Raw genomic sequence first — 20,679 nt, forward strand, 5'->3', positions numbered from 1 at the left:
GCCACTAGACTGAGGGGCATCATGACCGCACCGGGGCACCTTTCTGTCGAGACCCCGCTGGCGGGCCTCATCGAGTTGGCGCTGACCGATCCCGGTCTGCGCGCCGTGACCGAATGTCCGGACGTACTCGACCTCGTCGGCCCGTCCAGCGCCCGCCCGTTCGTCGCCGCCGCGGCCGCTCAATCGGGGCCGTTGCTCGTCGTCACGGCCACCGGCCGCGAAGCCGAAGACCTGACCGCCGAGCTGCGCGCGGTGTTCGGCGAGGCCGCCGCGTTGTTCCCGTCCTGGGAGACGCTGCCGCACGAACGGCTCTCACCCGGGGTCGAGACGGTCGGCGCCCGGCTGCGGTTGCTGCGGCGGCTGGCCCACCCCGACGATGACCGGCTGGGTCCACCGCTGCGCGTCGTCGTCACCACCGCCCGGTCGCTGCTGCAACCGATGGCACCCGAGCTGGCCGAGGTGGAACCGGTCACGCTGACCGTGGGCGCCGACGCGGAATTCGAAGGCGTGGTCGCCCGGCTGGTCGACCTGGCCTACACCCGGGTCGACATGGTCGCCAAACGCGGCGAGTTCGCGGTCCGTGGCGGCATCCTCGACGTGTTCGCGCCCACCGCCGAGCACCCGGTGCGGATCGAATTCTGGGGTGACGAGGTCAGCGAGATGCGCATGTTCGCCGTCGCCGACCAGCGTTCCATCCCCGAGATCGCCATCGAAAACCTGATCGCCATGCCGTGCCGGGAGCTGCTGCTGACCGCCGAGGTCCGCGAGCGTGCCGGCCAGCTCGCGGGTGCACTGCCCGCCACCGACAACACCATGGCCGGCGGTGTCGGTGACATGCTGGCCAAACTCGCCGAGGGCATCACGGTCGACGGCATGGAAGCCCTGGCGCCGGTGCTGCGCCCCGACGATCTGGTGCTGCTGACCGACCATCTGCCCGCAGGAACCCCGGTGCTGGTCTGCGACCCGGAGAAGGTGCGTGCCCGCGCCGCCGACCTGATCAAGACCGGCCGGGAGTTCCTGGAGGCGTCCTGGTCGGTCGCCGCCATGGGCGGCAACGCCCCGATCGACATCGAGGATCTCGGCGGCTCCGGTTTCCGAGGATTCGAGGAGGTCCGCGCGACCGCGCGGGCCGGCGGGCACCCGTGGTGGACGCTGAGCCAGCTCACCGGTGAGGACTCCACCGCACTGGAGCTGCGGCCGGCACCGTCGGCCCGCACCCAGCACGCCGTCGACGAGATCTTCGCGATGCTGCGCGCCCATGTCGCCACCGGCGGGTTCGCCGCCGTGGTCACACCCGGCACCGGCACCGCGCACCGGGTTGTCGAACAACTCGGCGAATCCGACATCCCCGCAATATGTCTGGAGCCCGGCGCGGCGCCGAGCGCCGGCGTGGTCGGGGTGCTCCGGGGTCCGCTGCACGACGGGCTGGTGCTGCCGGGGGCGAACCTGGTCATCATCACCGAGACGGATCTGACCGGTAACCGGGTCACCGCCAACGAGGGGAAAAGGCTTGCCGCCAAACGGCGTAACGTCGTCGACCCGCTCGCGCTGACCGCAGGCGACCTGGTGGTGCACGACCAGCACGGCATCGGCAAGTTCGTCGAGATGACGGAGCGGGTGGTCGGCGGCGCACGCCGGGAGTACCTGGTGCTGGAGTACGCCTCGGCCAAGCGCGGCGGCGGTTCGGACCGGCTGTACGTGCCGATGGACTCGCTGGACCAACTGTCCAGGTATGTCGGCGGGCAGGCGCCCACCCTGAGCCGGCTCGGCGGCAGCGACTGGACCAACACCAAGACCAAGGCGCGCAAGGCGGTTCGGGAGATCGCCGGTGAGCTGGTGTCGCTGTACGCCAAGCGCCAGGCCGCGCCCGGGCATGCGTTCGGGCCGGACACACCATGGCAGGCCGAGATGGAGGACGCGTTCGGGTTCACCGAGACCGTCGATCAGCTGACCGCCATCACCGAGGTCAAATCCGATATGGAGAAGCCGGTTCCGATGGACCGGGTGATTTGCGGGGACGTCGGCTACGGCAAGACCGAGATCGCGGTCCGCGCGGCGTTCAAGGCCGTGCAGGACGGTAAACAGGTCGCGGTGCTGGTGCCCACCACGCTGCTGGCGGACCAGCACCTGCAGACCTTCACGGCGCGTACGGCCGGTTTCCCGGTCACCGTGAAGGGATTGTCCCGGTTCACCGACCCCAGCGACTCCAAGGCCGTGATCGACGGAATGGCCGACGGTTCGGTCGATATCGTGATCGGCACACACCGGCTGCTGCAGACCGCGGTGCGCTGGAAAGACCTCGGCCTGGTGATCGTCGACGAGGAACAGCGCTTCGGTGTCGAACACAAGGAACACATCAAGAGCCTGCGCACCCACGTCGATGTGCTCACCATGAGCGCCACCCCGATTCCCCGGACGCTGGAGATGAGCCTGGCCGGCATCCGCGAGATGTCGACCATCCTGACGCCGCCCGAGGAACGTTTCCCGGTGTTGACGTACGTCGGTCCGCATGACGAGAAGCAGGTGGCGGCGGCGTTGCGGCGTGAGCTGCTGCGCGACGGGCAGGCGTTCTACATCCACAACCGGGTGAAGTCGATCGACCAGGCCGCCGCCCGGGTGCAGGCGCTGGTGCCCGAGGCCCGCGTCGTCGTCGCACACGGCCAGATGAACGAGGACGCGCTGGAGAAGACCGTCGAAGGGTTCTGGAACCGCGAGTACGACATCCTGGTGTGTACCACCATCGTCGAGACCGGTCTGGACATCTCCAATGCCAACACCCTCATCGTGGAACGCGCGGACACCTTCGGCTTGTCCCAGCTGCATCAGCTGCGCGGTCGGGTGGGCCGTAGCCGGGAGCGTGGCTATGCCTACTTCCTGTACCCGCCCGAGGTCCCGCTGACCGAGACCGCCCATGACCGGCTGGCCACCATCGCACAGAACAACGAACTGGGTGCCGGGATGGCCGTGGCGATGAAGGATCTGGAGATCCGCGGTGCGGGCAACGTGCTGGGCGTCGAACAGTCCGGGCATGTGGCCGGGGTCGGGTTCGACCTGTACGTGCGCCTGGTCGGTGAGGCCGTCGAGGCATACCGGGCCGCGGTGGACGGCAAAACCGTTGTGGGCGTGGAAGAACCGAAGGACGTGCGGATCGATCTGCCCGTCGACGCGCACCTGCCGCCGGACTATATCGGCAGTGATCGGCTGCGGCTGGAGGGCTACCGGCGCCTCGCCGCGGCGGCCGACACCGCCGCCGTCGACTCCGTCATCGAGGAGCTGGTCGACCGCTACGGGCCGCTGCCCGAGCCGGCCCAGCGGCTGGTCGCGGTGGCCCGGCTGCGACTGCTCTGCCGCGAGTACGGAGTCACCGAGGTGTCGGCGATATCGGAGTCGACGCTGCGGGTGGCGCCGTTGACGTTGCAGGATTCCCAGCAGCTACGGCTCAAGCGGGTGTACCCGGGCGCGGCCTACCGCGCGACGACCTCGGCGGTGCAGATTCCGATTCCGCGGACCGGCGCCAATGTCGGAGCGCCGCGCATCCGCGATGTGGAATTGGTCAAGGCGGTGGCCGGTCTGCTGCTCACGCTGGACGGGCGCCCGGCCGGCGATGTCGATGTCGCCGTGCTCGGCGGTGGGACACCATGACTTCCAGCACCGGAGGTGCGCAATGACTGTCGTTCTGGTGGATCCGCGCCGGCCCGCGCTGGTTCCGGTCGATGCCGTCGAGCTGCTGGCCGGTGATGTCCAGTACACCGAGGAGATGCCGATCAAGGTGCCGTGGTCGCTGCCGTCGGCGCGGCCGGCCTATGACGGTGATCCAGCGCCGGTACTGCTGTCCTCGGATCCCGAGCACCCCACGGTCAAGGCCCGGTTGGCGGCGGGGGAGCGGCTGATCGCCGCGCCCGCACCGCAATCCGGCGAGCGACTGGTCGACGCTGTCGCGATGATGGACAAGCTGCGTACCGACGGCCCGTGGGAGAGCGAACAGACCCACGACTCGCTGCGCCGCTACCTGCTCGAAGAAACCTACGAACTGTTCGACGCGGTGCGCGGCGGCGATGCCGACGAGTTGCGCGAAGAGCTCGGAGATGTGTTGTTGCAGGTGCTCTTTCACGCCCGCATCGCCGAGGACGCACCCGCTCACCCGTTCGGCATCGATGATGTCGCCGACGCCCTGGTGCGCAAGCTGGGCAACCGTGCCTTCGGGGTCCTTGCCGGCGAGTCGATCTCGCTGGAAGACCAGCTCGCGCAGTGGGAAGAGCGTAAGGCCCAAGAGAAGCTCTCCAAGGCCCGCAATTCGTGCATGGACGACGTCCCGACCGGCCAGCCAGCGCTGGCGCTGGCACAGAAGATCCGGGAGCGGGTCGCCGGGGCCGGTCTACCCGACGACCTGGTGCCGGCCACTCTGCGCGAGGTTCGGATCGATGTCGGCGCCGACCCCGAAAATGATTTGCGCACAGCGGTTCTGGAGTTCATCGACACCGTACGGGCGGTCGAGCGGGCGGTTTTCGCCGACCGCCGGGGGGACGCCATCGCCGACGCGCCACCCGCCCCGATCACCGAGGACGAGTGGCGCGCGCACTGGCCGGCGACGCTGGACTGACCGTCTCGGCGCGGCGCTGGACTCCAGCGTGTGCGTCAGGCGTGGTGTTTGGCGAGGAAGTCGTCGATGAGGTCCAGCCATTCCTGGCCGCGTTCGAGCATCGGCAGATGTCCGGTGGCGATTTCGGCGATTTCGGCGTTGGCGATGGACTGGGCGAGTTGGCGGTGCAGGGTGGTGGAGACGACCCGGTCGTCGGTGGTGGAGATGATCAGGGTCGGGGTTTTGATCGCTGCGAGGTCGTCGCGGACGTCGAGTCGGCCGACGAGGTCGACCTGTTCGGCACTGCCGTCGGCGGCGGTGGAGCCGGCGAAGCCGATGATCTGTTGCAGTTGTTCGTGCGGCATGGACTGCAGCGCGTCGGTGCCCAGCGCCGTCATCAGCAGGAATTCGCCCAGTAGCCCGCGGTCGGGGGTGGAGGCGATTTTGCTCCAGGTCGAAGAAACCAGGGCCAGCCGGTTGTCGCGGTAGGCGAACGCGGCGGTCAGCACCAGAGCGGTGACCCGCTGGGGATGACGGGTGGCCGCGCGGATGGCGATGGGGCCGCCGAGCGAGTAGCCGGACACCGCGAAGCGATCCAGGCCCTCGGCGTCGGCGGCGGCGACGAGTTCGTCGATGGACAGTGCGGTGGTGGAGCGGGGACTGCCGCCGCTGCCGGGGTAGTCGATGCCGACGACGGTGTGGTGGGCGGCCAGGCCTTCCAGGATGGGGCCATAACTGCCGGTCATGCTGCTGCCGGCGCCATGGGCCAGCAGCAGGCCGGGGCCGGAGCCCAGTCGGGTACGGGCCAGGGTGGGGGCTGCGAGGTGGGGAAGAGGCATGGGCGCCGGCCTTTCAGAGATTCAGTCAATCATCCACTACGTATGATTGGATCTCCTTTCTATCACACGACATGTATGATTCGGACTATGTCATCAATCACACGCTACGTATGATTCCTGGTAGGGTCGCGGCGATGACGCAAGAGCAGGCCGTTCACCGGCGCCAGCCGACCGCCGACAATCCGCGGGTGCAGCGCACGCGCAGCCGCGCGCTGGCCGTCGCACGAGACCTGCTGGCCGAGGTCGGACCGGCCGGGCTGACCTATGCCGCGCTGGCCGAGCGCGCAGACATCACTCGCCAGACGCTCTACCGGCATTGGCCCACCCGCGCCGCGTTGCTCTTCGACCTGATCCTCGAAGGTCCCGACCTCGGCACCTACCCCGAACCGGGCAGCGACGTGCGGGCGGTGGCAATCGCCTGGCTGAAGAGCTTGCGTGACGGCGTCACCGTCCCCGGCCTGCGGGCGGCGGTGCTGGCGGTCAGCGCTCAGGCCGACCACGACCCCGACAGCGCCCAAGCGCTGATCCGCATCGGCGAGGACCGTCACGCCTCGCTGAACGCGCTGCTGGAACCATCCGGTGTCCGGATCGACGACGACGAGTTCACCATGCTGTACGGACCCATCCTGGCCCGGCTCTTCCTCGACCGCGGTCAGGTCACCGATGCATTCATCGACGCGGTAGTGGACCAGTGGCACAACGGACTTCACCGCGCGCCGCGATAGCGGCGGCCTTGCTCACCGGTCAGGCCTGCTGCGCGGCGGCGGCCACCTTCTCCAGTAAGGCCCGAAGGCGGGTGGCGTTCGTCGGTCCCAGCTGCTGGATGACGGTGTCCTCGACCTCGGCGACGACGGCATCGGCACTGCGCAGCACCGTGCGCCCTTCCTCGGTGAGGTACAGCTCCTGCACGTGGCGATGGCGGGGGTGTGCTCTGCGTTCCAGCTGGCCGCGGCTGACCAGCCGGTCGGCCAGCGATGCCACCGCTTGCGGGGTCACGTTCAGGCGGCGGGCCACCTCGGCGCCGGACAAGCCGGGGTCGGAGTGCACGGAGATCAGCATCGAGTAGTGCGCCACGTTGAGGCCCAGCGTCCGCAGCCGTCGCTCCTTGAGCGCCTGAACGGACCCTTCGGCCCGCCGCAGGGCCCACGTCACCCGGTCCAGTGCACCGGGCCCGACCACGCTCTCGTCATCGCCCTTCACGGGACGAGAGTACGACACCGAACACCCATCCAACATTTGTTGCCGTTCAAATGATTCGTCCTCGGTACCGTCCGGCGCACATCACAGTCGCAGAATGCGTTCGGCGTTCCCGTGTGCGATGCGTTCGAGATCGGCAGGGGCGTAAGGGGCGGTCCGCAGGAATCCCACCGCCTCGGCTGACGACTCGTAGGGATAATCGATGGCGAACAGCACCCGGTCGACGCCGACGGCGAGGGTGGCGCCGATCAGCGCGGCGTGGGAGTGCACGCCGCTTGTCGTGACGTACACGTTGTTGCGCAGGTAGTACGACGGCAGCTGTTGCACCCTGTGCTCGGGAGGTACCTGGCCGTAGCGGCTGTCCAGTCGGTCCATCTGGAAGGGCAGCAGCTCACCCATGTGACCCAATGTCAAAGAGGCGTCTGGATACTGGTCGAACACGCCGCCATAGATGATCCGCAGCGCGTGGGCGCCGACCGTTGCGGTCCATCCCCAAGTGGGGCCGCTGAGTACGGGATAGCCGTCGAAGACGCGCCAGTTGTCGGCCGGTATGACGGCCGGATGCAGATACAGTGTCACCCCCAGCCGCTCCAATTCGGCCCACACCGGCCGAAACTGCGGTTCGTCCAGATAGTGCCGCTGGACGTGGTCGTTGTACAGCACGCCCTTGAGGCCGAGTTCTTCGACGGCGCGGCGCAATTCGATGACGGCAGCGGCAGGGTCCTGCAGCGGAAGTGCGGCGAAGCCGGCGAACCGGGTGGGATGCTGGGTGACCGCCTTGGCCACGTAGTCGTTGACGTGTCGTGCGGCCATGACCGCCGCGGCGGGATCCTTGATGACCTCCAGGCCGGGGACGCTGAGCGAGAGGACCTGCATGTCCACCCCATTGGCGTCCATATCGGCCAGGCGCAGCTCGGTCACATCGTCCAGGCGGCGAAACCACTCGGCGGCCATCGGGCCCGGGACCGCGATACCGTGCCGGCGGATGGCAGCCTCCTCGGCGATGGCGCCCGGCACGGAAAACGCCTCTTCGACCGCAATGATGCGCATGGTCTTCTCCAAATCTGGTGCGCGGGCACCTGTCGTGTACCGACGGTAGTCAATACATTGGTAGTTGACAAACATTTGATAGTTACCATATGTTTGATCTTATCCGAAATCGCGGCGAGTCGCGGTTCCCGCCTGGGCAGGGCACTGCGCGCCTTGCAGGTGACCGATAGAAGTTGGGAAGTGACGTTGACATGGAACTGACAGGGCGGACGTGGCTCATCACCGGCGGTGCCACCGGCATCGGCCTTGCGTTGGCGAAATCCCTTTCCCGACAGGGCAACCGCGTCATCATCTGTGGGCGCAATCAGGAGCGACTGGACCTTGCGCACAGCGCGGATCCCAGCTTGATCACATACCGATGCGACGTAGCCGACGCGGAAAGCCGGGCTGCACTGGTGAGTTGGCTGACGGACGAGCATCCCGATCTGAGCGTGCTGGTCAACAACGCGGGAATTCAGATTCCGCGCGACTTCGCCGCGCTCGGCGCCGCCGCCGTCCAGGACCTGGATGCCGAGATCGCGACCAACCTGACAGCGCCGATACATCTGATCCAGGCATTGCTGCCGCTACTGAGTCGGCAGCCCCACGCGGCGATCATCAACGTGACCTCCGGTCTGGCGTTCGCGCCGCTGGCGGTATTTCCGGTCTACTGCGCCACCAAAGCGGCGCTGCACTCCTTCACGTTGAGCCTTCGTCACCAGCTGCGCGCCGGCCGGATCGAGGTCATCGAAATGGCACCGCCGATCGTTGCATCGGGGCTGCGATCGGATGCCAGCGCGAAGCGCAATCCTGCGGCGAGATCGGCGCTGACGCCCGAAGAATTCGTGGCCGACGCCCTGGCCCTGCTGAAGCAGGGCGGCCCGGAAGTGCTTGTCGGCCAATCGCAAGTAAGCCGGCGTGAGGGCGAAGCGCTCTTCGGTCGGATGAACCCATGAGGAGGGTCCGGTGAAAGTACTGATGGTCGGTGCGACCGGACTGCACGGCGGTTTGGTGTTGGCAGCGCTGGCTCGGCGCGGTGTGACGGTGCGGGCGCTGGCCCGCACCGAGCAGCGGGCCGCGCTGGCGCGCGACAACGGCGCCGATGAGGTGGTCATCGGCGATCTCGCCGATGAATCCAGCCTCCGTGCGGCGGTGGTGGGCGTGGATGGTGTCTTTCACCTCGGGCCCGCGTTCGTGCCCGGCGAAGCCGATATGGGCCTGTCGCTGATTCGGGTGGCGCGGGCGGCCGGCGTGCGAAAGTTCGTGTTTTCCGGGGTGATCCATCCGGAGATCTCCGCGCTCACCAACCACGCGTCGAAGCTGCCGGTCCAGGAGGCGCTCTGCGAGTCCGGCATGGAATTCACCATTCTGCAGCCGGCCAGGTTCATGCAGAACCTGAGGTGGTCCATTCCGGAAATCCGCACAGAGTGCAGGATCACCGTCCCGTACTCGGTGTACGCGAAGATGTGTTGGGTCGACTACCGCGATGTAGCCGAGGTGGTGGCGACAGCCATGACAGGTGATGACCTCGCTCGAGGCACGTTCGAGCTCTGTGCACCTGGGGTTTTCGACAGCGATGAAACCGCCGAGATCGTCAGCGCAGTGGTAGGACGGCGTGTGGTGGCCGAGCAGATTCCGCGGGAGGCCTACGCCGCACAGATCTACGACGGTCCCATGCGAGACGGCATGTTGCGCATGCTCACCTATTACGACCGACACGGCCTTTCGGGCGGAAATGGACTGGTGCTCAAAGCCATTCTGGGCCGTGAACCCCGCACGCTGGCCGACTACTTCCGGGAGAACCTCGGGTAATCGTGATTGTTGGGGTTCAGTGATGGCGGTTGGCGAAGACGTCCTTGACGACCGGCAGCGCGGAGAACACGTTGGGCCAGCCCGTGTAGAAGGCCAACTGGGTCAGCGCCTCGGCGGTCTGGTCCTGGGTGAGGCCGTTGTCCATGGCACGGCCGAGGTGGTAGGTGACCTGAGCGACCTGGCCGGATGCCACCAGTGCGCTCACCGTCACCAGGCTGCGGTCGCGGGGCGCGAGCCCGGGTCGCAGCCACACGTCGGTGAACAGCACGTCGGTGGTGTACTGCAGGACGCCGGGTGCGACGGCGCCGTAGTTCAGCTCGTTGGTCTGGCGGCGTTGTGCCTCACCCGCCTCGTCGAGCGGTAGTGCTGCGTCATCGGCGGACGGTAAATCGGTGGCGCCGATTCCGCGGGCGGCGAACAACCGCTGGGCGACGGCGACCGCGGATAGGGCGTTGGGCCATCCTGCATAGAACGCCAGATGCGTGATGATCTCCGACAACTCGGCCGGCGTGACGCCGTTGTCCAGGGCACGGGCCAGCTGCTCGTCCATGGCCGCGGTCTGGTTGCGCGCGATGACCGCGGCGACCGTCACGACGCCGCGGTCCCGTACCGACAGTCCGGGCCGCTTCCACAGGTCACCTTCCAGGACGCGGTCGCGGTAGGCGGCAAGCGCCGGGGAGACCGCACCGATGTCGACCGCTGCGGTGTACGCCGGTTCGGGCATCTTCATGATCGTCTTCCTTTGCTCTCTGCGTCACCTACGACGATGGCGACCGCCGGTCCGGCGCGACAGTGCCTGGTTATCCACGTACTGGCAGAGCACCCCTGGACCGGGCGCAACGGCTTTATCCTGGGTTGGTGGACGGCCGAAGCGATATCCGCGAATTCCTCGCGACCCGCCGTGCCCGGATCGCTCCGCAGAAGGCCGGACTCGCCACCTACGGGCGCCGGCGGGTGCCGGGTCTGCGGCGTGAAGAGGTCGCGATGCTGGCCGGGGTCAGTACCGACTACTACGCGAAACTGGAACGCGGCAACCTGTCCGGGGTGTCCGACAGTGTGCTCGACGCGATCGCCCGGGCGCTGCAGCTCGACGATGCCGAAGAGGCCCACCTCCGTGATCTGGCGGCAGCCGCCAACGCTGTGCCGCACAAGCGCCGCCCCGCCAATCCGCCGCTGAACGTTCGTGCGGGCGTGCAACGGATCCTCGACGGCATGACGGAGGTGCCTGCATTCGTGCGCAACGGGCGCCTGGACATCCTGGCGACCAGCCGGCTCGGCTACGCCCTCTACGCACCGGTGTACGAGGAGCCGGCCCGCCCGGCCAATCTGGCCAGGTTCGCCTTCTTGGACCACCGTTCGCACGGCTTCTACCCGGACTGGGACAACGCTGCCAACACCGCCGTTGCCCTGCTGCGCACCGAAGCCGGGCGCAACCCCCACGACCGCGGCCTCACCGATCTCGTCGGCGAATTATCAACGCGCAGTGAGGCATTCAGGACGCGCTGGGCCGCACACAATGTCCGCCTGCACCGATCCGGGACCAAGCGGTTCAATCATCCCGTGGTGGGGGAACTGAGCTTGGCGTTCGAAGCCATGGCGTTGTCCGCCGACGACGGGTTGACCTTGACCGCCTACACCGCGCAACCCGGCAGCCCCAGCGCCGACGGACTCGCACTTCTCGCCAGCTGGGCGGCCACTCGGCGCACCTTGGCGCTCGATCGGTCCGAGTGACCGCGTGCGGTCAGTCCAATAACGACTGCCCCAGATAGCCGCCGCCGGTACCCGGCAGGATCGCAAACGTCGCCGTCCCGACGGTGGTGACCCACCGGTTCAACGCGTCGGCGGCTGCCAGTCGGCGCGCAACCGGCACGAAGCTTGTGCCCGGATCCCTTTGGTAGGCCGCGAACAGCAGCCCGCTGTCGGTGGTGGCCCCCGCCGGCGGCGGATCGTCGTAGTTGTACGGCCGCCGCAGCATCAGCTCGTCCTCGGTGCGGTGCCGGGCCAGCGCGATATGGGCATTGGGCGGGATCACCGGAATGCCGGCGACCGCGGCGGTCAGATCCGGCTCGTCGGATTCCAGCCGTCCGGTCAACGGCGCACCGCTGCCCAGTCGGCGTCCCACCGCGAATTCCTTGCTCTCCCGGTCCAGTTCGTCCCAGGTATCCATCTCGGCCCGGATCCGGCGCAACACCAGCACGGTGCCGCCGGCGAACCACGGTTGCCGTGCGCCGTCATCCCAGACGTGCCGGTCGAATTCGGCGGCGGTGCGCAGGTTCGCGGTCCCGTCGACCTGTCCCATCAGGTTGCGCATCGTGGCCCCGGACGCATCCGCGCCCGCGGCATGGCGGAATCCGCTCTGCCGCCAGCGTGCCACGGCCAGGCTGCGGACGTTCTTCAGCAGAACCCGGGCGGCATGCGCCAATGCGATCGGGTCGTCGGCACAGATCTGCAACAGCAGATCCCCCCCGCACCAACGAGTGTCGAGCCGGTCGGTACCGAATGCCGGCATCTCGTACACCGTGTCCGGCAACCGGTGTGTCAGCCCGGCCCGTGCGAACACCGCCGGCCCGAGACCGACGGTGACGGTCAGCCGGGCCGGGCGCAATGCCAGTTCGGGTTCCGTGTCGGCCAGCGCGGGCACGCCCTGGGTGAGCCGGGCGGCGTCGGCGCTCCACAGCTTGAGCACGGCGGTGAGCTGTCGGCGGCCGGCGCCGGGCAACAGATCGAGCGCGACGAACAACGCGTGAGCTTGCGCCGGGGTGGCCACCCCGGCCTGATGCGGACCGTGGAACGGCTCGATCGCCGTGCCGAAAGCGTCGTGCGGCGTGGCTGATTGGGCCGCGCTGCTCTGGCTGAGGGCCGCGCCGGTGGCGAGCGCGGCGGCGCCCCCGGTGAGGAGGCGCCGCCGGTTCATCTCAGCCATGCTGTTGGTAGTTCTCGTTCGCGCCGGCGAAATCGCGAATCTGTGCGGTGACACTCATCGTGGAGCCGTCCGCGAACGTCACCGTCACCGGGACATCGGCGCCGGGGGACAGCGGTGCCTTGAGATCCATCAGCATCAGATGGTCCCCGCCGGGCACCAGATCGTGCGTGCCGCCCGCCGGGATCACCAGGCCACCGGTCTTGGGATGCATGGACTTGGTGCCGCCGGCGTCGGCGGTCACCTCGTGCACCTCGACCCGCCCCGCGACCGGCGACGTGCCGGACACGATACGCGCCTCGTGGTGGCCGGCGTTCGCGAAAGTCCCGAACACGGCCGCCATTCCGGTCATCGCCGAGCTGGCCCACTGGTCCCGCATGCTCACCTCGGTGGCCATCGGCTGTTCCTGGTGCGGGGTGGTACAGCCCGCAGCCAGCAGCGCCAGCACCACCAGTGCCATTCGCTTACACATCGGTTCCGGCCTTCCCGCGCTTCACCGCGGCGATCCCGAGGTCGGCGATCATGAAGGCCGCCAACGGAATCCCGAACAATGGCAGGAACCAGGCGACCGCGACCGCGGTGACCGCCACGGCGGCGATCGCCGGTGGGGAGAGCCGGCGTAGCCCGCCGCGCAGCGGTGGCCTGCCGAATGCCCATGCCGTACCGCGGGTGGGGCGGCGCAGCCACCACATCCGGTAGCCGCCGGCGATGACGGCGACCAACGCCACCGCGATGCCGAGCAGGATCAGCTGGTTGGCAATCCCGAACAGCAGACCCATGTGCGCGCGGATGCCCCAGTCCGCCAGCATGGCGACCACCGAGTAATCCCGCCAATAGTCCAGCGTGCTGGTCACGGTGTTGGTGGCCGGATCGACGGTGGCGGCGTTGGTGGTGAGCCGATAGGGCTTGTCGAGTTCGGTCACGCTGATCCCGGCGCCGGATTCGGTGGGCAGGGCCACCTCGACCGGCACCGCCACGCCGGCTCGGGCAGCCGCGTCGACGACGGCCTGGTAGTCGACCGCACCCGGATCGGCGGCGCCGCTGACCGTCGTATCCATCACCGGCCGTTGCCAATTCAGCGCGGTGCGGATATCGCTGACATGGGCTCCCGCGTAGGTGGACCAGGTGATACCGGTGGCGGACAGGAACAGCAGACCGGCCAGCAGCCACGCACCGGTGGCCCCGTGCCAGTTCAGCGTGCGGGCGCGTCCCTTGAGCCCGCGGCGCACCGTCATGATCCGGCCACGCCGCCCGAGCCACAGGCACAGGCCGCCGAGTGCCACCACCCACAGCCACGAAGCGGCGATCTCGCTGTAGATCCGGCCTGGCTCGCCGAGCTGCAGATGGCGGTGCAGGCCGTCGAGGAAGGTGCTCACCGGTAGGTACCCGAGCCAGGTCGGCTCGTCCCCGAGCACCCGGGCGGTGTACGGGTCGACGAAGACCGCACGCCGAAACTCGTCGCCGAGTGCGGGATCGGCGAAGTAGACGCGGGTGGATTCACTGGCGTCCGCGGGCGGGCGCAACCCCGTCATCGCCAGGTCCGGATGGGCGGTGCGGGCGGCGGCGACTTGGTCGCCCAGCGCGACCGGCCGGCCGGACGGGTCCACGGAGAGCAGGTCGCCGTAGGTGAGTCGTTCGATGGTGGGGGCCATCGCATACAGCCCGCCGGTGACGGCGGCGACGACGATGAACGGGGCCACCAGGATGCCGGCATAGAAGTGCAACCGCATCAGCAGCGGTCGCCAACGGCGTTGCGGTGGTGGCAGATCGGTGGGTTCGGGGATGGACGTCTTTTCGGGAATGGTCATGGGACGTGCTCTCTGGATCGCTGCGAAAGATGGGATGCGCGCAGATGTGGCGCAACGCGGACAACCGCAGCCCCGATGGGCGTGCGGTGTGGGTGAGGAGAAGGGACCGCCTAAGCGGTCGTGGCGATTCCGGCGGGCGGTGCGCGCATGCCCAGCCCCGGGCGCAGCAGCACCGGGCGGATGATGACGGGCTCGGGCCGCCGGGCCAGCGTCGGCGTCGGCCCCGAGGTGTCGGCGGTGCCGACGGTGAACAGGCGCAGCCAGGTCAGCAGGGTGCCGCAGATGGCGAAGAGGTGTTCGACCACCGCGATGGACAGCCCGAGGACCGCGGCAGCGCCGGTGTGGGCCGCGATCATCGCAGGGGTCAGGCCCATGCCGGCACCGGCGTGGTGGTGACCGCCGGTGACCGCCAGCGTGACGTGGCTGAGGAACTGCGCGGCGCCCAGCGCGGCGAAAATGCCTGCCGCCCGGGTGTAGCGGCCGGACAGCTTGACCGCACCGACCACCGCTCCGGTGGTGGCGCAGACCAGAAGTGCGGCGACCAGGGCCGCCCCGTGCGGGACGGCGCCCGCGGCACCGGCGTGCGCGGACGTCGCGATCACCGCCGAACTGCCGCCGACCAGCCCACCGCGCAGCCGGTGCGCGCGGGTGTTCGGCGTGGTCACGGGTGCAAACTTTACCGGGCGTGTGCCGAGACCGACGAAATGCCCGATCCTTCTCGCACAAACTGGCCCGAAGGTGAGTTTGGGCGATGAGGGATCAGGCGAAGATGCCGGAGCCCCAGTAGTCGGACTTGTCGCCTTCCTTCAGTCCGGGCGGGCACGCGAAGACGCCTGTGCCGTTGGTGAAGATGTACTCGTTGAGCGCGTCCGAGGACATCTTCGAGATGACCGGGATGAAATGCGTCTGCGGGTTGCGGGTGAACGCGATGAAGAACAAGCCGGCGTCCAGGTGCCCGAAGCCGTCGGACCCGTCGGTGAAGTTGTATCCGCGGCGCAGCAGTTCGATGCCGCCGTTGTGATCGGGATGCACCAGCCGGACGTGGGCGTCCTCATCGATCAGCGGTTTGCCCTTGGCGTTCTTCCCGTCGAAGTCCAGCGGTGCGAACTCGTCGTCGTGGCCGATGGGTGCGCCGCTGCCCTTCATCCGGCCGATCACCCGCTCCTGTTCCATCAGGGTGGTGCGGTCCCACGCCTCGATCCGGTTGCGGATCCGGCGGGTCACCAGATAGGTGCCGCCGGTGTGCCAGTCCGGTCCGTCACCGTCGGCCACCCAGACGTTGTTGTTCAGCTTTTCGGTGTCTTCGGCCTTGAGGTTGTTGGTTCCGTCCTTGAACCCCAACATGTTTCGCGGAGTCGACTGATCCCGCGTGGTGGAGGAGGTACGCCCGAAGCCCAGCTGCGAATACCGCACCGCGGCGGTACCGAAGGCGACGCGGGCGAAGTTGCGCACCGCGTGCACGGCGACCTGCGGATCGTTGGCGCAGGCCTGGATGCAGATGTCGCCGCCGCACCGGGCCGGGTCCAGATTCTCGTTGGTGAACTTCGGCAGGTCCGCCAGCGCGGCCGGGCGTTTGTCGGCGATGCCGAAGCGGTCCTTGCCGTCCTTGACGAAGAAGGTGGGCCCGAAACCGATGGTCAAGGTCAGCTGGGAAGGCGGAAGGCCAAGGGCCTCACCGGTGTCCGCGGGCGGCGCGTACGGGTTGAGGCCCACCGCGCCGTCCTGCACGGCATCCTCGCCCCTGGTCATCCGCTCGGCCATCGCCGTCCACTCCTGCAACATCGCCACCACGTCGTCGCGCTTGTCGGTGGTGATGTCGAAGGTGCAGAAATGCATCCGGTCCTGGGCCTCGGTGATGATGCCGGCCTGCCGCTCACCGCGGAACGGCACCGCACCGTGCGGTTCCCAGTTCTTGGTACTGGTGGCCGAGGCGCGCCCGGCCAGGGCGCCGGCCCCGGCCGCGCCGACGACGGCCGCCGTCACACCGGCGGCGCCGAACAATTTGCGCCGGGAGAGCCCCGCCCGCGCGGACGCGGACGGGGCCGACCCCTCGTCGGCGGAGCCGGTGTCACTGGGGTGCGATGACACCCTGCACCTGGCTTACCTCTTTGGAGAGCGCGTCGATCGCGCGGGACAGTTCTTGGCGCTGGGGCTCGGTCACCGTGTCGTAGAGCACGAAGCCGTCGCCCTTGCGGTACTTGGCCAGCAGCGCCTCGACGTTCGTGAACTGCTCATCCACCCGCTTGCCGAGGTCGGGGTTGCGCTCGTCGACGATCGGCCGCACTGAGGCCACCGCCGTCTGCGAACCCTGCACGTTGGCGTTGAAATCCCACAGGTCGGTGTGGCTGAAGATGTCCTCTTCACCGCTGATCTTGCTGGCGCCGACCTCGTCGAGCAGACCCTGCGCGCCACCGGCGATCTGGGTGGAGTCGATGGTCCAGCCCGGGGCCTTCACGCCGGCGTCGAGCTCTTTCACGTCGGCGAGCAACTGGTCGGCGAGCGCGTTGGCGTCGGGCTGCAGCCCGGTGACCCACAGCTGCTTTTCCAGGGCGTGGAAGCCGGTCCACTTCTGACCCGGCTCCAGGTCGGCCTCGCGCAGGTCGATGCGCGGGTCCAGATCGTCGGGGAACGACTCGGCGACCGGCTCGATGCGCTCGTAATAGGTACGCGCGATGGGGAACTGGGCCTTGGCCGCGTTCACGTCACCCTTCTTGACGGCGTCGACGAACAGCTGGGTGGCCGGGATCAGTGCGTCGGTCTGGCTGTTCACGTACCGCTTGTAGTTGTCGGCGGCTTCCTTGAACTTGCCCTCGGTGTCGACCTGGACGGTGTCGCCGCTGACCTTGAAGTCCCCGCGGATGCCGTCGCCGATCATGCCCGGCTTGCATGCGGTCTGGTAGGTGCCCGGTTCGGCCAACTGGACGATCAACTTGCGCTGCAGGCCGGGGGAGATGTTCTCCACCTCACCCATCACCCGCTCGCCTTCGCCGTACACGTAGAACTCGGTCACCTTGGTGCCGTTGTTGGTGATGTTGAACGTCGTCGGCCCGGTCTTGCCCTCGGTGCCCGACAGCTCGCACTTGTCGTCGGAGGCCGTCACGGTGACCTCGGTGGCGGCCCCGGCCTTGGACGGATCGCCGGAGGGGGTGGTGTTCTCCTTGGCGGTACAGCCGGCCACGAACAGCCCGGTGAGACCCACCGTCAGCGCGGCGGTCAGGGCGGTGCGGTTGTTCACGTAGTGGACCTTTCAGAGGTGGCGGACGGTTCCGGATCCGGGACCGCATCAGAAGCGGAGTCGTCGGGCGTCGGCGCATCGGCCGGCCGGGCCGGTGTTCTGATCGGCCGCAGGAACACTGCGAGCACGATCGCCAGATACGCCAGCCACGCGCCGAACTGCAGCACGGTGGGGGTGGGTGTGACGTTGAAGACGCCCTGGATCACCTGGCCGTACCAGGAGGACCAGTTGAACCAGGAGCTGATGTCGAAGGCCTTGTCGGCCAGGCCCGGCAGCCAGCCGACGGTCTGCAGCGCGCCGACCCCGTAGGACAGGATGCCGGCCGCGACGAGGATGAGGAACACGGCCGTGTACTTGAAGAACTTGGCCAGGTCGATGCGGATCGCCCCGGCATACATCGCGTAGGCGATGGCGATGGCGATGAACACCCCCACGACCAGCCCGACCAGCGGCCACAGCGTCTCCGCTTCGGCGAAGCCGACCATGAACAGGGCCGTCTCGACACCTTCGCGGCCCACGGCCAGGAAGGCCAGCGCGGTGACGGCCAGGCCGCCGGTCTCCAGCGCGCGGGCCATCCCGGTCTTCAACTCGCCGGAGAGGGTGGCCGCGGCGGCCTTCATCCAGAGCACCATGGTGGTCACGATGACGACGGCCACCAGTGAGGCCACCCCGGCGATGGCCTCGGCGCCCAGCCCGGACACCGTGTACGCGCTGAACTGGATGGTGAGGAACACCCCGATCGTCATGGCAACGGCCCCGGCGACACCCAGCCACACCCATTTCAGGGCGTCCCGGCGTCCGGATTTCACCAAGAACGCGATCAGGATCGAGACGACGATGCTGGTTTCCAGGCCTTCGCGCAGACCTATGAGGCCGCTGCCGAAAAGCTGTGAGGTGATATTCGGTGCAGCGGCGTTAACGCTGGCCGGAAGCACCGCCAATGCCGTCATCTCGCCGTCCTCGCTAACCCGATCCGTACCCAGCTTTGCCTTGCCAAAGATAGGTGTGGCGTACCTTATCAGGGGCCGTCGCGGTGGGGGGCTGGTCCTGGGGCGAGCGCAGCGACGGGGTTGCGGCTCGTGTGACTGAGCGGCATCACCGTCGGCGCATGGGACGATGGCAGCAAGTAGAGCGGGTTTAGAGGAGTCCGGTGTCGCCAGTGCGTTGGCTGCGGGCTGTCGCGGTCATCGTCGCGACAGCCCTGTTGATGGCCTCGAGCTGTTCGTGGCAAACCGGCATCCCGATTCCCGACGGTGTACCGCCGCCGGCCGGTGCTCCGGTACCCGAGGTCGACACCCACGCCGCCGGGCGCCCCGCCGATCAGTTGCACGCCTGGGCCGCCGCGCGGGCACCGGCGCTGGGCATCCCCGCTCCGGCGCTGGAGGCATATGCCTACGCCGCCCGGGTCGCCCAGGTGGAGAACCCCACATGCAATCTGGCCTGGACCACACTGGCCGGTATCGGCATGGTCGAGAGTCACCACGGCACCTATCGAGGCGCCACGGTCGCGTCGAATGGTGATGTGCGGCCGCCGATCCGGGGCGTCCAACTGGACGGCACCATGGGCAATCTGAAGATCGCCGACACCGACGGCGGAAAACTGGACGGCGATGCCACCATGGACCGCGCCATGGGCCCCATGCAGTTCATCCCGGAGACATGGCGGCTCTACGGCGTGGATGCCAACAACGACGGCGTGATCAGCCCGGACAACTTCGATGACGCGGCGCTGTCGGCGGCCGGGTACCTGTGCTGGCGCGGGAAGGACCTGTCCACCCCGCGCGGCTGGATGGATGCCCTGCGCGCCTACAACCTGTCCGACCAGTACGCCCGCACCGTCCGGGACTGGGCGACCTCGTACGCCGCCGGGCATCCCCTGTAGTGCCGCCACCAGCAGCACGCCGCGCTTGGTGAACCTCTAGGCTCTTGGTCGAGCGCACGTCCAACCCGAACGTACAAGGAGAAGCCCGTGCCCATCATCGAACAGGTCGGGGCCCGCGAGATCCTCGATTCGCGTGGAAACCCCACCGTTGAGGTCGAGATTGCCCTGATCGATGGCACCATCTCCCGGGCCGCGGTGCCCTCGGGCGCCTCCACCGGAGAACACGAGGCGGTCGAGCTGCGCGACGGCGGTTCCCGTTACGGCGGCAAGGGCGTGGAGAAGGCCGTCGAGGCCGTGCTCGACGAGATCGCCCCGGCCGTCATCGGCCTGGCCGCCGACGACCAGCGGCTGGTGGATCAGGCGCTGCTCGACCTGGACGGCACGCCGGACAAGTCGCGGCTGGGCGCCAACGCCATCCTGGGTGTCTCCCTGGCCGTGGCCAAGGGTGCCGCCGAGGCCGCCGGCCTGCCGTTGTTCCGCTACCTCGGCGGCCCGAACGCGCATGTGCTGCCCGTGCCGATGATGAACATCATCAACGGCGGCGCGCACGCCGACACCGGGGTGGACGTCCAGGAATTCATGATCGCGCCGATCGGTGCGCCCTCGTTCAAGGAGGCGCTGCGCTGGGGTGCCGAGGTGTACCACTCGCTGAAGTCGGTGCTCAAGAAGCAGGGCCTGTCGACGGGGCTGGGCGACGAGGGTGGTTTCGCGCCCGACCTGCCCGGCACCAAGGCCGCGCTGGATCTGATCGGGACGGCGATCGAGGCCGCCGGTTTCCAGCTCGGCACCGACATCGCGCTGGCCCTGGATGTGGCCGCGACCGAGTTCTACACCGACGGTACGGGTTACGCGTTCGAGAAGGAGACCCGGACCGCCGCGCAGATGGCCGAGTTCTACGCGGGCCTGCTCGATGCCTACCCGCTGGTGTCCATCGAGGACCCGCTCTCCGAGGACGACTGGGACGGCTGGGTGGCGCTGACCACCGCCATCGGTGACCGCGTGCAGCTGGTGGGCGACGACCTGTTCGTCACCAACCCGGAGCGCCTGGAAGAGGGCATCGAGAAGGGTGCGGGCAACGCGCTGCTGGTGAAGGTGAACCAGATCGGCACCCTGACCGAGACGCTGGACGCCGTCACCCTGGCGCACAACAGCGGTTACCGCACCATGATGAGCCACCGGTCCGGCGAGACCGAGGACACCACCATCGCCGACCTGGCCGTCGCGGTGGGCAGCGGTCAGATCAAGACCGGCGCGCCGGCCCGCAGCGAGCGGGTGGCCAAGTACAACCAGCTGCTGCGTATCGAGGAGACTCTCGGTGACGCCGCCCGCTACGCCGGTGACCTGGCGTTCCCGCGGTTCTCGGTGGAAAGCAAGTAGC

General features: G+C 68.3%; 19 protein-coding genes. 8 read left to right on the forward strand and 11 right to left on the reverse strand.

The features are described from left to right. The first annotated feature begins 21 nt into the window (after positions 1 to 21). Positions 22 to 3,642: a transcription-repair coupling factor gene (gene mfd, locus ACXPWS_RS05625; RefSeq protein WP_458711496.1), complete on the forward strand. Its 3,621-nt coding sequence runs from the start codon at positions 22 to 24 to the stop codon at positions 3,640 to 3,642. Positions 3,643 to 3,664: 22 nt separating this feature from the next. Next, positions 3,665 to 4,600 (forward strand): nucleoside triphosphate pyrophosphohydrolase, encoded by a 936-nt coding sequence (locus ACXPWS_RS05630; protein WP_458711497.1) that lies wholly within the window; start codon positions 3,665 to 3,667, stop codon positions 4,598 to 4,600. 35 nt (positions 4,601 to 4,635) lie between these two features. Here ACXPWS_RS05630 and ACXPWS_RS05635 read toward each other — a convergent pair whose 3' ends face one another. Then, positions 4,636 to 5,418, reverse strand: coding sequence for an alpha/beta fold hydrolase (locus tag ACXPWS_RS05635; RefSeq protein WP_458711498.1), 783 nt, complete (start codon positions 5,416 to 5,418; stop codon positions 4,636 to 4,638). 134 nt (positions 5,419 to 5,552) lie between these two features. Here ACXPWS_RS05635 and ACXPWS_RS05640 point away from each other — a divergent pair, with 134 nt between their 5' ends. Beyond that, entirely contained in the window at positions 5,553 to 6,143 is a 591-nt protein-coding gene (locus tag ACXPWS_RS05640; RefSeq protein WP_458711499.1) for a TetR/AcrR family transcriptional regulator, read from the forward strand. A gap of 19 nt (positions 6,144 to 6,162) precedes the next feature. On the opposite strand, the gene ACXPWS_RS05645 is transcribed toward ACXPWS_RS05640, so the two are convergent. Then, positions 6,163 to 6,618, reverse strand: coding sequence for a MarR family winged helix-turn-helix transcriptional regulator (locus ACXPWS_RS05645; protein WP_458711500.1), 456 nt, complete (start codon positions 6,616 to 6,618; stop codon positions 6,163 to 6,165). 81 nt (positions 6,619 to 6,699) lie between these two features. Next, positions 6,700 to 7,665, reverse strand: coding sequence for an amidohydrolase family protein (locus ACXPWS_RS05650; RefSeq protein WP_458711501.1), 966 nt, complete (start codon positions 7,663 to 7,665; stop codon positions 6,700 to 6,702). A gap of 191 nt (positions 7,666 to 7,856) precedes the next feature. Between ACXPWS_RS05650 and ACXPWS_RS05655 the strand changes: the two genes are divergently transcribed. Continuing rightward, a complete protein-coding gene (locus tag ACXPWS_RS05655) occupies positions 7,857 to 8,600 on the forward strand; it encodes an SDR family oxidoreductase (RefSeq protein WP_458711502.1) in 744 nt (247 codons plus the stop codon). Positions 8,601 to 8,610: 10 nt separating this feature from the next. Continuing rightward, on the forward strand, positions 8,611 to 9,456 hold the full coding sequence (locus ACXPWS_RS05660; protein WP_458711503.1) for an SDR family oxidoreductase: 846 nt from the start codon (positions 8,611 to 8,613) through the stop codon (positions 9,454 to 9,456). A gap of 16 nt (positions 9,457 to 9,472) precedes the next feature. Here the strand turns inward: ACXPWS_RS05660 and ACXPWS_RS05665 are convergent, their stop codons facing one another. Continuing rightward, positions 9,473 to 10,186 (reverse strand): carboxymuconolactone decarboxylase family protein, encoded by a 714-nt coding sequence (locus ACXPWS_RS05665; protein WP_458711504.1) that lies wholly within the window; start codon positions 10,184 to 10,186, stop codon positions 9,473 to 9,475. Between the two features lie 128 nt (positions 10,187 to 10,314). Here ACXPWS_RS05665 and ACXPWS_RS05670 point away from each other — a divergent pair, with 128 nt between their 5' ends. Further along, positions 10,315 to 11,187 (forward strand): helix-turn-helix domain-containing protein, encoded by an 873-nt coding sequence (locus ACXPWS_RS05670; RefSeq protein ID WP_458711505.1) that lies wholly within the window; start codon positions 10,315 to 10,317, stop codon positions 11,185 to 11,187. Positions 11,188 to 11,197: 10 nt separating this feature from the next. Here the strand turns inward: ACXPWS_RS05670 and ACXPWS_RS05675 are convergent, their stop codons facing one another. From ACXPWS_RS05675 to efeU, 7 genes are all read right to left on the reverse strand, one after another. After that, positions 11,198 to 12,379 (reverse strand): Dyp-type peroxidase, encoded by a 1,182-nt coding sequence (locus ACXPWS_RS05675; protein WP_458711506.1) that lies wholly within the window; start codon positions 12,377 to 12,379, stop codon positions 11,198 to 11,200. Continuing rightward, positions 12,372 to 12,848 (reverse strand): copper chaperone PCu(A)C, encoded by a 477-nt coding sequence (locus ACXPWS_RS05680; RefSeq protein ID WP_458711507.1) that lies wholly within the window; start codon positions 12,846 to 12,848, stop codon positions 12,372 to 12,374. The genes ACXPWS_RS05675 and ACXPWS_RS05680 overlap by 8 nt, the downstream gene beginning before the upstream one ends. After that, positions 12,841 to 14,184 (reverse strand): PepSY-associated TM helix domain-containing protein, encoded by a 1,344-nt coding sequence (locus ACXPWS_RS05685; protein WP_458711508.1) that lies wholly within the window; start codon positions 14,182 to 14,184, stop codon positions 12,841 to 12,843. Before ACXPWS_RS05685 ends, ACXPWS_RS05680 begins: the two co-directional genes overlap by 8 nt. A gap of 110 nt (positions 14,185 to 14,294) precedes the next feature. After that, complete coding sequence (locus ACXPWS_RS05690) at positions 14,295 to 14,849, reverse strand: hypothetical protein (RefSeq protein ID WP_458711509.1); 555 nt, start codon at positions 14,847 to 14,849, stop codon at positions 14,295 to 14,297. Between the two features lie 94 nt (positions 14,850 to 14,943). Next, the gene (gene efeB, locus ACXPWS_RS05695; RefSeq protein ID WP_458711510.1) at positions 14,944 to 16,272 is read right to left on the reverse strand and encodes an iron uptake transporter deferrochelatase/peroxidase subunit; all 1,329 of its coding nucleotides are present in this window, start codon (positions 16,270 to 16,272) and stop codon (positions 14,944 to 14,946) included. Next, positions 16,253 to 17,401 carry an iron uptake system protein EfeO gene (gene efeO / locus ACXPWS_RS05700; protein ID WP_458713423.1) on the reverse strand — a complete coding sequence of 383 codons (1,149 nt, stop codon included), beginning with the start codon at positions 17,399 to 17,401 and terminating at the stop codon, positions 16,253 to 16,255. The genes efeB and efeO overlap by 20 nt, the downstream gene beginning before the upstream one ends. Before the next feature lie 14 nt (positions 17,402 to 17,415). Next, the gene (gene efeU / locus ACXPWS_RS05705) at positions 17,416 to 18,369 is read right to left on the reverse strand and encodes an iron uptake transporter permease EfeU (protein WP_458711511.1); all 954 of its coding nucleotides are present in this window, start codon (positions 18,367 to 18,369) and stop codon (positions 17,416 to 17,418) included. Between the two features lie 200 nt (positions 18,370 to 18,569). Here efeU and ACXPWS_RS05710 point away from each other — a divergent pair, with 200 nt between their 5' ends. Then, positions 18,570 to 19,301 carry a lytic transglycosylase domain-containing protein gene (locus ACXPWS_RS05710; protein ID WP_458711512.1) on the forward strand — a complete coding sequence of 244 codons (732 nt, stop codon included), beginning with the start codon at positions 18,570 to 18,572 and terminating at the stop codon, positions 19,299 to 19,301. Positions 19,302 to 19,388: 87 nt separating this feature from the next. Further along, positions 19,389 to 20,678: a phosphopyruvate hydratase gene (eno, locus tag ACXPWS_RS05715; protein WP_458711513.1), complete on the forward strand. Its 1,290-nt coding sequence runs from the start codon at positions 19,389 to 19,391 to the stop codon at positions 20,676 to 20,678. The last annotated feature ends 1 nt before the right edge of the window (position 20,679 follow it).

This window comes from Mycobacterium sp. BMJ-28 (assembly GCF_054404835.1).

Bases quoted from the DNA above. Each gene is read 5' to 3' on its own strand.
- ACXPWS_RS05685 (WP_458711508.1), bottom strand. From the start codon at position 14,184: ATGACCATTCCCGAAAAGACGTCCATCCCCGAACCCACCGATCTGCCA.
- ACXPWS_RS05640 (WP_458711499.1), top strand. From the start codon at position 5,553: ATGACGCAAGAGCAGGCCGTTCACCGGCGCCAGCCGACCGCCGACAAT.
- efeU (WP_458711511.1), bottom strand. From the start codon at position 18,369: ATGACGGCATTGGCGGTGCTTCCGGCCAGCGTTAACGCCGCTGCACCG.
- ACXPWS_RS05630 (WP_458711497.1), top strand. From the start codon at position 3,665: ATGACTGTCGTTCTGGTGGATCCGCGCCGGCCCGCGCTGGTTCCGGTC.
- ACXPWS_RS05680 (WP_458711507.1), bottom strand. From the start codon at position 12,848: ATGTGTAAGCGAATGGCACTGGTGGTGCTGGCGCTGCTGGCTGCGGGC.
- ACXPWS_RS05635 (WP_458711498.1), bottom strand. From the start codon at position 5,418: ATGCCTCTTCCCCACCTCGCAGCCCCCACCCTGGCCCGTACCCGACTG.
- ACXPWS_RS05655 (WP_458711502.1), top strand. From the start codon at position 7,857: ATGGAACTGACAGGGCGGACGTGGCTCATCACCGGCGGTGCCACCGGC.
- ACXPWS_RS05665 (WP_458711504.1), bottom strand. From the start codon at position 10,186: ATGAAGATGCCCGAACCGGCGTACACCGCAGCGGTCGACATCGGTGCG.
- mfd (WP_458711496.1), top strand. From the start codon at position 22: ATGACCGCACCGGGGCACCTTTCTGTCGAGACCCCGCTGGCGGGCCTC.
- ACXPWS_RS05650 (WP_458711501.1), bottom strand. From the start codon at position 7,665: ATGCGCATCATTGCGGTCGAAGAGGCGTTTTCCGTGCCGGGCGCCATC.
- ACXPWS_RS05675 (WP_458711506.1), bottom strand. From the start codon at position 12,379: ATGGCTGAGATGAACCGGCGGCGCCTCCTCACCGGGGGCGCCGCCGCG.